Here is a 10,720-nt window from a genome sequence, read left to right as displayed (position 1 = left end):
GAAAGGTTCAAAATGTCCATCGCCATCATCGTCCTTAGCGCGCTTCTAGCGGTTGCATTCCTCGGCTCAGGCGCCCTAAAACTCGTCGGCGCCAAACAGTCATTGCAGATGCGCGACCAGTTACACGTCGGGGCGCAACAGTGGCGCGTGGTCGGGGCACTGGAGGTCGCTGGCGCCCTAGGACTAGCCGCCGGATTTGTCGTCCCAGTGCTTGGTATCGCTGCCGCGGTCGGACTGGCCCTGTTGATGGTCGGCGGCATCGTGACTCACGCCCGAGCACAGGACCTTCGCAACGCCGGCCCTGCCACGCTGCTTCTTGTGTTGGCTGTCGCGACCGCCGTCGTCCGGGTCGCCACGATCTAGCTTCCGAAATCGGACTGACCACCAAATCCCAAGGGAGTGAAAAGATGTCTAACACAATGGAATTGCGCCAACCCACCGTCGCGATCACAGGGGCGGGCAGCGGGCTAGGACGGGCGGTGGCCATCAAGCTTGCAGCCAAGGGCTATCGCGTCTTCGGCACCGCAAGGTCAGAAACGGATGCCGCGGATCTGGAGAAGGCGTCAGCCGGCAATGCCGCAGTGACCCTTGCCGACATCACCGATCAGCATGCGGTCACGGCTTGGGTGGGCAAGGTCACGGATGAGTTAGGTGAGCGCGGGCTTGACGTCCTCATCAGCAATGCCGGCACACTGACGCCCGGACCCCTTGAAGTCATCCCGTTGGACGACATCAGACGCGAGTTCGAGGTGAATGTCTTCGGGGCGATGGCCGTGATCAACGGCTTTCTTCCGGCGCTGCGCAAGTCTCGCGGTCGCATCGTCCAAATCGGCGCAATGACGGGCCGGTTGCCGGTGCCCTTCGACGGTCCGTCCAGTGCCTCCAAGGCGGCATTTGAGGCGCTCGCCGACGTCTATCGTCTCGAGCTCAAGCCGTTCGGGATCGCCTTCGTGATGGTGCAGGCCGGCAACATGCGCACCGGAGGGCCCGCCAAGACGGCCGCCGCGTTGAAACGCATTTCCGACGCCATGACCGATGAGCAACGCGCACTTTACGGCTATGCGTTCGGCAAGTTCACCGAGTCACTCAACAACATGCAGAACGCGGGACTGAGCGCTGAGGCATCCGCGGACCGCGTGATCGAGCTGGTCGAGCAGGTACCGCCACCGATCCGCGCGGCCCTGGGCGACGACGCGGAACAGATTCTGCGTCTCGTCCAGGAACAGTCCGATTCCGAATTGGATGCGCTGCGACTCCAACTTATCGGGCTGGGCGATGCGTAACCACGCAAGTAGTCACCAACCACTACAGCCGAGTCACAACAACCAGAGCGCATGTCGCTCCGCCGTTCGGAAGGGTAGCCAACAATGTCTCAAATCTTGATCACCGGTGGCGGAGGGCTGGTCGGGCTCAATACCGCACGTGCCTTGGCCGCCGAAGGTACTTCAGTTGTTATCACCGCTCGTCACGGACACGACCGAATCGAGAAAGAGCTAGGAGACCTCCGCGAGCTCGTCACCATCGAACCCGTGGAATTGGCGCGTAGCGGGGAAGTGCTCGACCTGTTCAGCCGCTACAACTTTCACGCGGTGATACATACGGCACAGGCCCACCAACACGCACAGACCCGTACGTCCAACCGGGCCAACTACGACATGATCTTCAATTGCCTGGAAGCCGCGGAGGCCACCGCCGTGAAGCGCTTCTTGCTCGTGAGTTCGATCGCGGTCTATGGCGGCGTCGCACCGCCATTCGCCGAAGACACGCGCTTCCCTGTTCAAGCTGCGATCGATGACGATCCCCATGCCATGGGCGCCTTTACCGCGCCCGATGGAAGCAGAACGCTCGCGCTACCGGCTTTTGAGGTCTCCGTCAAACGATCCCTGGAGCGCATCGCGCTTGATTATGCCGCTCCCTGGCAGATGGGCGGGTCGGCGACCGTGCACGCCAATCAGAAGCTGAACCAGCACCTGCTCGATGTCGCTGTGCTACGTATTCCGACTCAGTTCGGGCCGGGTTATAGGGAGATGGGTAGTCCCATCGGCCGCGCGGTTCACACGGTCGCGGGCAAGGGAAATCTGATGGCCGGCGCGGGATATATGGGCGTGCCGCTGTCGCAACTGTGGAGCGTGATCGCCGTGTCCCCACTGACCTACGTTCGTGACACGGCCAATGCGCTCATGAGCATGATTCATGCCGACGCCCTTCCGCATCGCATCTACAACCTATCCAGCGGCTACACCACCAGCGCACGCGAACAGCTGCTGACCCTCTACCGGATACGCCCGGATGCCGCGCAACAAGTGAACTTGGATCCGGAAACGCTTCGGGCGCAACCGTACCCGTCAAACGGATACAACGCGGATCTGCTGACCCGCGACACAGGGTGGCGTTCCCAATACACCTTCGAAGAAGCGCTTGAAGACTATCTGAAGTGGCTTGACGAACACCCTTACTGAGCCATACGCACGAGGCTGGCTGGTGAGGTAGCGGCGTGAAGGTAGCTTGAAGGTAGGAAGTACATCCCGCAGCGCGTCGGCCGAGCGTACGCCAAGCTGCAGCGTGGGGAGTGGCAGCGGATCGCCATGCCGTCACACCAAAGGGACTGGCGATCACTCGCGGACGCTGACAGCGTCGAGTAATCAGTCGGGTGCGGAGCGTGCACCTCAGGTGGGTTCGTACTCGCGCAGCACGGGTGAGCCGTTGTGGTCCTTGGGGATTGGAATGTAGCTGTGGTGGGTTTTGGGGTCGAGAGCAAGTGAGTGCGCCCCATCGGTGAGGTATGCCGAACCGCGTACCGTCAGGTGTCCGTGGTCGTGATCGAAGATGCTGATCCAGCCGCTTTCCGCCGCGACGTAAATGCGGTTGGTTCCTGAGTCGTAGGCCAATACGTCGGGTGTTTCGCCGACTCCGTGACGGTCGATCACGTTCCGGTTTACAAGGTCGACCGTGACCACAGTGGCGTTGGCTTCACAGCCGACGAACATGACTTGGCCGCCGATGTCGAGAGCCTGGCCGTGCGGGTGATCGCAGCCGGGGGTGGGAATCCGTTCGGTCACGGTGAAGCTGTCGGGGTCGATGACGGCCAGCTCGTTGCGGCCTTGTACCGCGACGACCATCTGGTCGAGGAACGTGTCGTAGACGACGTTGCCCACCTCACCGCCCAACGGAATCGTCTTACGTGGTGTGCCCGTTTCGGCGTCGATGACAGTTTCGGTGCCCGCACTCTCGTTGCTCGTCCACACCGTGCGGCGTATGGGGTCGTAGGCCAAGCCATCCGGATAGGTATCGGTCGGGGCGCGGAACACGACTTGGCCGGAGTCTTCGTCGATGGAGACCAACTGATTGCTTCCGGTCGCGGTCGCATAGACCCGATGCTTGTCGGGGACGACGATCACGCCATGTACGTCGGGCAGATTCGGAAGTGTCCGCACCATGGCGTGCGCCCGCACGTCAACGTCGATGAGTTCACCGGCACCCATGTGCGCGATGAATAGCCGTCCTCGCTGGTCATCTAGTGCGGTGTAGTCAAACCTGACAGGACCACCGCTGAGCGCTGTCTCTGACACTTGTCGCAGCGGTAACTCACTGGTCTGCACACCGGATTGCGGTGATGACGAGCATGCCGCCAAGGCAACGGTCGCCGCAGTTGCGGCCAGGAGTCGTGTCCGCCATCGCACCGCCGTCACCCTTCGCCCGGCCCGCGCTCACAGCTCAAACTGCGCTGGCTTCGACCGTACTCGCCACCCGCCAGGCTTGAGCCGCGCCTTCCCACAGCTAGCGGCCACACTCTCGCAACCAAGCACCAGCGGTCGTTTGTCGATGACTCCCCAAGAGGCCTACTATCTGCGTATGAATGCAGATACGGAGGCTTGCATCGTCGGCTACCCGTCGTCGGCTACCCGATGAAGAGAATCCGCTCATGACCCACGAAGCCGACCAAGACACCGCAGAGCACGGACACGATCACGACGCTGGCCATAGTCATGACCACGGTCACGGACACAGCCATGGCGGACGCGTCGGCAGGATCGGTGCCGCGCTGCGGGAAGTATTCGCCCCGCACAGCCACGACGCCTCCGACAGCATCGACGGTGCCCTGGAATCCAGCGCCGCCGGTATCCGCGCGGTGAAGATCAGTCTGCTCGCGCTCGCCGCCACCTCTATTGGCCAATTGGTGATCGTGGTGATCTCGGGATCGGTGGCGCTGCTGGCTGACACCATCCACAACTTCTCCGACGCCCTGACCGCCATTCCGCTGTGGATCGCGTTCGCACTCGGCACCAAAGCCGCTACCCGGCGCTACACCTACGGCTTCGGTCGCGCCGAAGACGTAGCGGGACTGTTCGTCATCGCAATGATCACCCTGTCGGCCATCATCGCCGGAATCGAATCCGTCCGCCGCCTCATTCATCCCGACCCTATTTCGCATCTGGGCTGGGTGGCCGCCGCCGGGCTGATCGGCTTCCTCGGCAACGAACTCGTCGCCGTCTATCGCATCCGCGTCGGGCGTCGCATCGGTTCAGTCGCTCTGGTCGCTGACGGATTGCACGCTCGCACTGATGGATTCACCTCACTGGCCGTTCTCTTTGGAGCAGGTGGCGTCGCGCTGGGATTTCCCCTGGCCGACCCCATTATTGGCCTGCTGATTACCGTCGCCATCCTCGCCGTTCTGCGCACCGCCGTGCGCGATGTGTTCCGCCGCCTCATGGACGGAGTGGACCCCGCCCTTGTGGACGCCGCCGAAGCCGCACTGGCCGCCGAACCCGGCGTCACCGAAGTCCGCAGCGTGAAGATGCGATGGATCGGACACCGCCTGCACGCCGACGCCGAACTCGACATCGACCCCGCCACCAGCCTCACCGATGCCCACAGCATCGCGCACGAAGCCGAGCACACTCTGACCCATGCCGTCCCGAAGCTATCGTCTGCCCTCGTACACGCCTACCCAGCGACCACACACCCACCATTGAACTAGCAATAGGGGGGTGCCCCTGTATCGAAGTCGGCGTCCGCCTCGCACGGCCAGCGTCCGTTCTCTCCCTGGCGGGACAGGAGGACTGCCTCCGCAATTCGTCCGCAGTAGCTCCGACAACGCTCGCCACGGGCCAACGTCGCCAACCTCTTGACCTGCTATTTCTTAAGGTGTCCAACGCGGTTAGCGCACGCAAACGCCCAATTCGACTCGTTCGCATCGAGTAGGTCAGGGGTTCGAATCCCCTTAGCTCCACCAGGTTTGAGCTGGTCAGGGCATCTGATGCACGGCCTTGACGTTAACTCGCGCATCGACGGCGGAAGAATTCAGCAGCAATGATTGCCCCGCCAGGCGTCGCGGCCTTCTCTGACAGCGACCGCAGCGATCACCAAGGCGGCTAAGGGGTCAGCCCATGACCACCCGAACAAGCTATTGACGAGAAGTCCGACTAGCAGCACCGCAGACAGATAGGTGCAAAGCAACGTCTGCTTTGAGTCGGCCACCGCCGACGCTGATCCCAGTTCGCGGCCGGCGCGGCGCTGTGCATAGGACAGCACCGGCATAACCAGCAGAGAGACAGCGGCAAGGGCAATTCCGACGGTGGACGGCGCCGCTTCTGATGCTCCCAGCAACGACCTCGCGGACTCGACCACGACGTATGCCGCAAGGGCGAAGAAGGATAAGGCGATGATCCTCAGTGTGGTCCGTTCGCGAGCCTCGGGGTCACGCCCCGAGAACTGCCACGCGACAGCAGTGGCACTCGCCACCTCAATTGACGAATCAAGACCAAAGCCAACGAGTGCGACTGAGGAGGCGGCCATTCCGGCGCTAATCGCGACAACCGCTTCGATCACGTTGTAGGTAATAGTCGCCGCAACGCAGTAACGAATCCGTCGCGTGAGGGTGGCGCGACGGGCGTCAGACACGGTAGGACGGTTCCTCAGTTGCCTTCATCGACAACAGTTCGGGTCGAGCACCGTGCAAAGGGCGATCAACGATTCACGCCGAGGGCGGTGGTAGACGTTCATCCCTCGCCGCTCTGATTCCACCAGACCAGCCCGCCGCAACTGTGTCAGATGATGGCTGACCGTCGACTCGCTCAACCCGACCGCCGCCGCCAGATCGCAACTGCATTCCTCCCCGGCCTGGCTGCTGAACAAGAGCGACACCAGCTTGACCCGTACCGGATCGGCTAAGGCTTTGAGGCGCAATGCAATTTCCAACGCCGCTTCGTCACCTACCGGGCCAGCCGCAACCGGGGAGCAGCACACCGGAGCGGACATATCGACAACAGGCAAAGCCTTCGGCATGCAAGCCATCTTGCCATACGACATTGACATATGTCGAAGAGGTGGCATCATCGGTGACACCACAAGTTCGACATACGTCTTACAGGTAGGAGGCCGTTATGTCCCGCGTCCAACTGGCTCTCAACGTTGACAACCTCGGCGAAGCCATCACGTTTTACTCCAAGCTGTTTGACACCGATCCGGCCAAAATCAAAGACGGCTACGCCAACTTCGCGATTGCCGAACCCGCGTTAAAGCTCGTGCTTCTGGAAAACCCTGGCAAGGGCGGCACCATCAACCACCTCGGCGTCGAGGTCGAGTCCACCGATACCGTTCACACCGAAATCGCCCGCCTGGCCTCCGAAGGCATGTTCACCGAAGAAGAAATGGGAACGACATGCTGCTTCGCCACACAAGACAAGGTTTGGGTCACTGGACCCGGCGGAGAGAAGTGGGAAATTTACACCGTCCTGGCTGACTCCGAGACATTCGGCGACAAACCCGCGCCTGCGTGCTGCTGACCACCAGTGGCTAGCCGGATAGAGCCGAATCAGCAGTTGCCGCGACGCCTACTTGCCGAGTTCGTCGGGTCGGCACTGCTGGTGACGGTCGTCGTCGGGTCAGGCATCGCCGCCACGCAACTATCACCCAACGATGCCGGCTTGCAGTTGCTCGAAAACTCCACTGCAACCGCCCTCGGCCTCGCCGTACTGATTGTGCTATTCGGTCCGGTGTCCGGAGCGCACTTCAACCCCGTTGTCTCGCTGGCCGATTGGCTCTTGGGCCGCCGATCCGCGACGGGCATCACCGCCCAGACCATGACGATGTACGCGAGTGCTCAAGTGGCAGGCGGAATCTGCGGGGCGATGCTCGCCAACGCCATGTTCGGCCGCCGCGTCGTCGAGCTAGCGACCAAGGACCGCGCGAACACGGGGCATCTGATCGGCGAAGTGGTAGCAACGGCTGGCCTGGTCGCTCTGATCTTCGCCCTCGCGCGGACTGGGCGGGCGGCACTATCGGCGGCGGCGGTCGGTGCCTACATCGGTGCCGCGTACTGGTTCACCAGTTCTACGTCGTTCGCGAATCCTGCCGTGACAGTGGGCCGTATGTTCTCCGACTCATTCTCCGGGATTGCGCCTAGCTCCGTGGTGCCCTTCATCGCCGCTCAGATCGTTGGTGGCGCAATCGGACTGGCGTTGACAGTAATCCTCTACCCCGATCTGACGAACGCCGCTGACAAAGCTGTGGTGCCTCACCAACCGATGGAGTGAAATGACCAAACCCACCGTGCTGTTCCTCTGTACCCACAACGCTGGCCGCTCGCAGATGGCCATGGGCTTCTTCGCGCAATACGCCGGGGACCGCGCTGTGGTCTACTCCGGCGGATCAGAACCAGCCGATCAGGTGAACCCCTCCGCAGTAGCCGCTATGGCAGAGAAGGGCATCGACATCACCGCCGAGCAACCTCAACACTGGACCACCGACATGTTGGAGGCCGCCGATGTTGTGGTCACCATGGGCTGCGGAGACACCTGCCCCGTGCTGCCGGGACGCCGGTACGAGGAATGGCTCCTACCCGACCCAGCCGGCCAATCTGTCGATGTCGTGCGGCCCATCCGAGACGAGATCGAGCGCCGGGTGCGAACGTTGCTGGGCGAACTCGGCATCCAGGCAAAGGGGCGGGGGTATACCCCTAGCTCCACAGAAGACGAACCGCCTAGACCGTATTCTTGACGTTGGCTGACAATAAGCTCATGGAATCCTTCGCGTCTGGACCCGTCGAACCGCCGATCCTCGAGGAGACCATCGGGGCCAACTTGGAGCGCATCGTCGCGGCGCACCCAGATGTTGAGGCGCTCGTCGACGTCGCATCCAAGCGACGATGGACCTACGCCGATCTGAACGACGAAATCGATCTCGCCGCAAAGGGTTTGATAAGCCTCGGTATCGAGAAGGGCGACCGTGTCGGGATGTGGGCGCCCAACTGTGCCGAGTGGACGATCACGCAGTACGCCACCGCCAAGATCGGGGCGATCCTGGTCACCATCAACCCTGCCTACCGGACGCATGAACTCGCGTACGTGCTCAATCAGTCCGGCACGCGCACGCTGATCTCGGCGACGTCCTTCAAGACCTCCGACTATCGGTCAATGATCGACGAAGTGCGTTCGCAATGTCCAACACTGACCGAAGTGCTGTTCGCCGACACCGACGACTGGCACACGCTTCGTCACCGTGCCGAGCGCGTGAGTCCGCAGAACTTGCGAACACGAATGAACGCGCTGAACAACCACGACCCAATCAATATCCAGTACACTTCCGGCACAACGGGTTTCCCCAAGGGTGCCACCTTGTCGCACCGCAACATCCTCAACAACGGCTACTTCGCCACCGTGCTGATCAACCTCGGTCCGCACGACCGACTGTGCATCCCGGTGCCCTTCTACCATTGCTTCGGGATGGTGATGGGAAATCTCGGGTGCACCACGCACGGCACCACGATGGTAATTCCCGCACCAGCCTTCGAGCCCGGGACGACGCTTGCTGTCATCGAATCCGAGCGCTGCACCGCCGTCTACGGCGTGCCCACGATGTTCATCGCGATGCAGAACCATCCCGAGTTCGCCGAGCGGGATCTATCGACGCTCCGTACCGGAATCATGGCGGGCGCGGTGTGTCCGGTGGAAGTGATGAAGCGTTGTGTCAGCGACATGAACATGTCCGAGGTCGCCATCGCCTACGGCATGACGGAAACCTCGCCGGTGTCATGTCAGACTCGTATCGAGGACGACCTCGAGCGCCGCACGTCCTCGATCGGCCGGGTCCATCCACATGTCGAGATCAAGATCGTGGACCCCGAGACTGGTGAGGCGGTTCGGCGCGGTGAAGCCGGCGAGTTCTGCACCCGGGGCTATTCGGTGATGCTCGGGTATTGGAACGACGACGAAAAGACATCAGAAGCAATCGATTCCGATGGATGGATGCACACTGGCGACCTGGGCGTCATGCGCGAGGACGGCTACTGCAATATCGTCGGCCGTATCAAGGACATGGTGATCCGCGGCGGGGAGAACATCTACCCGCGCGAGATCGAGGAGTTCTTGTACACCCACCCCGACATCGAGGACGCCCAGGTGATCGGCGTGCCCGACGCCAAGTACGGCGAGGAGATCTGCGCATGGATCCGGATGAAATCCGGCTGCGCGCCGCTGGATGCCGACGCGGTCAAAGTCTTCGCCACCGGCAAGCTCGCTCACTACAAGATTCCCCGCTACGTCCACGTCGTCGACGAATTCCCGATGACGGTGACGGGAAAAGTCCGCAAGGTGGAGATGCGCGCGGTGACGTTAGAACTGCTGGGACTTCAGCCCACTGAGGACTGATCGCAAGGACGTCACCTCACCTGGCCGGGATGATCCGGCGCGCTGCACGCGCCAACCTGGACGGCTTGAATTGCCAGACCTCGGAATCGTTCACATCCCATGCATATGAAGGCATTTGGTCCGTGAGCAAGCCGCAAAGTCCAGGCCGATCCAGTTCGATTGCCGACCAGTCGTAGAGCGCCCGCAACCGCGGCACGATCACACCGATATCGAGCGCGTGACCGAACCCGTGCTCCATCGCGATGTATGTCTCCACGTCATCGCCCAGTGGGTACCGATCGGGCAGGATGCGCGACAGCGACAGGAAGATCCCCGTGAAGCCGAGTCGAGGGTCGCCCAGAAGTCGGGCAAACGGCGAAAGCCAGCCCGTGGCCAGCCTGGGCGCGGCCACGAGCGCGTGGGCGTAGAGAACTCGCAGAAGCACGACGTTGATGAAGAACCGCTCTACCCGTGCCTCCGCACGGGCCAGCTCCTCGCTGGCTAGATAGGCCGCAACGATCGAAACATTATGTGCGCGATACCAATTGCGCGCGGTTGGGTCCCTGATGAACCTCAGGTGAGTGTCGACCTGCGCGGAGCTGGCGCTACCGCCGTGCCCGAAGGCGAACGCCCGGGCCTCGGCTGTGTCGCGCAACAGCGTCTCGTTCGCCGCACGCCACCATGGGCTGCCCGGGTTCACATCGCCCGGCGGGTTCAACAGGCCCCGTCCCAGTTGCCAGTCCATGAATGCGGACGCCGCACGCCGGTACGGCAGATAGCCACGGTCGACAACCCGCGGCACCTCATACAGCCGACGCATGAGAGCCAGGCGCGCCGCCGGGTCGTCGCGGACGGCCGCAACGACAGCAAATGCGTGATCGGCGGCCGAAATGCGCGACGCATCCGGATTGTCTAACGGCACAATCATCTACGGTAGAGCGCCGCGCACGAAAAGTGGAGCAGCCGCGAGGTTTTGGTGCGGGTCAGCCCTCAGGCTGTGGCGGCGCAGGCGGCGGGAACACCGGCAACGTGATCGGTGCCAACCCGGGAATTTCGATGATCTGCCCGACTGGCGCAGAAGGCGTCTCGGAGGG

At 62.3% G+C, this 10,720-nt stretch carries 12 protein-coding genes; 8 read left to right on the top strand and 4 right to left on the bottom strand.

What is annotated here, in order from left to right; translation table 11 throughout:
* The 3 genes from QOH60_RS08805 to QOH60_RS08795 all read left to right on the top strand — a co-directional run.
* A partial coding sequence (locus QOH60_RS08805) for a DoxX family protein (protein WP_526419214.1) occupies positions 1-363 on the top strand: 363 nt, incomplete at its 5' end.
* A gap of 44 nt (positions 364-407) precedes the next feature.
* Positions 408-1,283: an SDR family NAD(P)-dependent oxidoreductase gene (locus tag QOH60_RS08800; RefSeq protein ID WP_526419212.1), complete on the top strand. Its 876-nt coding sequence runs from the start codon at positions 408-410 to the stop codon at positions 1,281-1,283.
* 96 nt (positions 1,284-1,379) lie between these two features.
* Positions 1,380-2,459, top strand: coding sequence for an NAD-dependent epimerase/dehydratase family protein (locus QOH60_RS08795; RefSeq protein WP_526419210.1), 1,080 nt, complete (start codon positions 1,380-1,382; stop codon positions 2,457-2,459).
* A 207-nt stretch (positions 2,460-2,666) separates the two neighbouring features.
* Here the strand turns inward: QOH60_RS08795 and QOH60_RS08790 are convergent, their stop codons facing one another.
* Entirely contained in the window at positions 2,667-3,482 is an 816-nt protein-coding gene (locus QOH60_RS08790; protein ID WP_526419208.1) for a YncE family protein, read from the bottom strand.
* 440 nt (positions 3,483-3,922) lie between these two features.
* Here QOH60_RS08790 and QOH60_RS08785 point away from each other — a divergent pair, with 440 nt between their 5' ends.
* Positions 3,923-4,978: a cation diffusion facilitator family transporter gene (locus tag QOH60_RS08785; RefSeq protein ID WP_526419206.1), complete on the top strand. Its 1,056-nt coding sequence runs from the start codon at positions 3,923-3,925 to the stop codon at positions 4,976-4,978.
* A gap of 323 nt (positions 4,979-5,301) precedes the next feature.
* On the opposite strand, the gene QOH60_RS08780 is transcribed toward QOH60_RS08785, so the two are convergent.
* Complete coding sequence (locus QOH60_RS08780) at positions 5,302-5,901, bottom strand: cation efflux transmembrane domain-containing protein (protein ID WP_526419204.1); 600 nt, start codon at positions 5,899-5,901, stop codon at positions 5,302-5,304.
* Between the two features lie 24 nt (positions 5,902-5,925).
* A complete protein-coding gene (locus tag QOH60_RS08775) occupies positions 5,926-6,285 on the bottom strand; it encodes an Rv2640c family ArsR-like transcriptional regulator (protein WP_526419216.1) in 360 nt (119 codons plus the stop codon).
* A 98-nt stretch (positions 6,286-6,383) separates the two neighbouring features.
* On the opposite strand from QOH60_RS08775, the gene QOH60_RS08770 reads away from it, so the two are divergent.
* From QOH60_RS08770 to QOH60_RS08755, 4 genes are read left to right on the top strand one after another with little or no spacing between them, the layout of a single operon-like run.
* A complete protein-coding gene (locus QOH60_RS08770; protein WP_526419202.1) occupies positions 6,384-6,785 on the top strand; it encodes an ArsI/CadI family heavy metal resistance metalloenzyme in 402 nt (133 codons plus the stop codon).
* A 6-nt stretch (positions 6,786-6,791) separates the two neighbouring features.
* Entirely contained in the window at positions 6,792-7,535 is a 744-nt protein-coding gene (locus tag QOH60_RS08765; RefSeq protein WP_526419200.1) for an aquaporin, read from the top strand.
* 1 nt (position 7,536) lies between these two features.
* Complete coding sequence (locus QOH60_RS08760) at positions 7,537-7,998, top strand: arsenate reductase ArsC (RefSeq protein ID WP_526419198.1); 462 nt, start codon at positions 7,537-7,539, stop codon at positions 7,996-7,998.
* A gap of 20 nt (positions 7,999-8,018) precedes the next feature.
* Positions 8,019-9,647, top strand: a complete 1,629-nt coding sequence (locus tag QOH60_RS08755) for an AMP-binding protein (RefSeq protein WP_526419196.1) — start codon at positions 8,019-8,021, stop codon at positions 9,645-9,647.
* A 16-nt stretch (positions 9,648-9,663) separates the two neighbouring features.
* Here the strand turns inward: QOH60_RS08755 and QOH60_RS08750 are convergent, their stop codons facing one another.
* Positions 9,664-10,554 carry a hypothetical protein gene (locus QOH60_RS08750; RefSeq protein WP_526419194.1) on the bottom strand — a complete coding sequence of 297 codons (891 nt, stop codon included), beginning with the start codon at positions 10,552-10,554 and terminating at the stop codon, positions 9,664-9,666.
* Between the last annotated feature and the right edge of the window lie 166 nt (positions 10,555-10,720).

The sequence above is a fragment of the Mycobacterium sp. genome (genome assembly GCF_032159765.1).
Taxonomy (GTDB): Bacteria; Actinomycetota; Actinomycetes; order Mycobacteriales; family Mycobacteriaceae; genus Mycobacterium.
The sequence above is the reverse complement of the archived record's forward strand: the minus strand, read 5'-3'. Positions and strand labels throughout refer to the sequence as shown.

Excerpts from the sequence above, each read along its gene's own strand:
- QOH60_RS08800 (WP_526419212.1), top strand. The coding sequence starts at position 408 with ATGTCTAACACAATGGAATTGCGCCAACCCACCGTCGCGATCACAGGG.
- QOH60_RS08785 (WP_526419206.1), top strand. The coding sequence starts at position 3,923 with ATGACCCACGAAGCCGACCAAGACACCGCAGAGCACGGACACGATCAC.
- QOH60_RS08770 (WP_526419202.1), top strand. The coding sequence starts at position 6,384 with ATGTCCCGCGTCCAACTGGCTCTCAACGTTGACAACCTCGGCGAAGCC.
- QOH60_RS08775 (WP_526419216.1), bottom strand. The coding sequence starts at position 6,285 with ATGCCGAAGGCTTTGCCTGTTGTCGATATGTCCGCTCCGGTGTGCTGC.
- QOH60_RS08760 (WP_526419198.1), top strand. The coding sequence starts at position 7,537 with ATGACCAAACCCACCGTGCTGTTCCTCTGTACCCACAACGCTGGCCGC.
- QOH60_RS08790 (WP_526419208.1), bottom strand. The coding sequence starts at position 3,482 with ATGGGTGCCGGTGAACTCATCGACGTTGACGTGCGGGCGCACGCCATG.
- QOH60_RS08755 (WP_526419196.1), top strand. The coding sequence starts at position 8,019 with ATGGAATCCTTCGCGTCTGGACCCGTCGAACCGCCGATCCTCGAGGAG.
- QOH60_RS08750 (WP_526419194.1), bottom strand. The coding sequence starts at position 10,554 with ATGATTGTGCCGTTAGACAATCCGGATGCGTCGCGCATTTCGGCCGCC.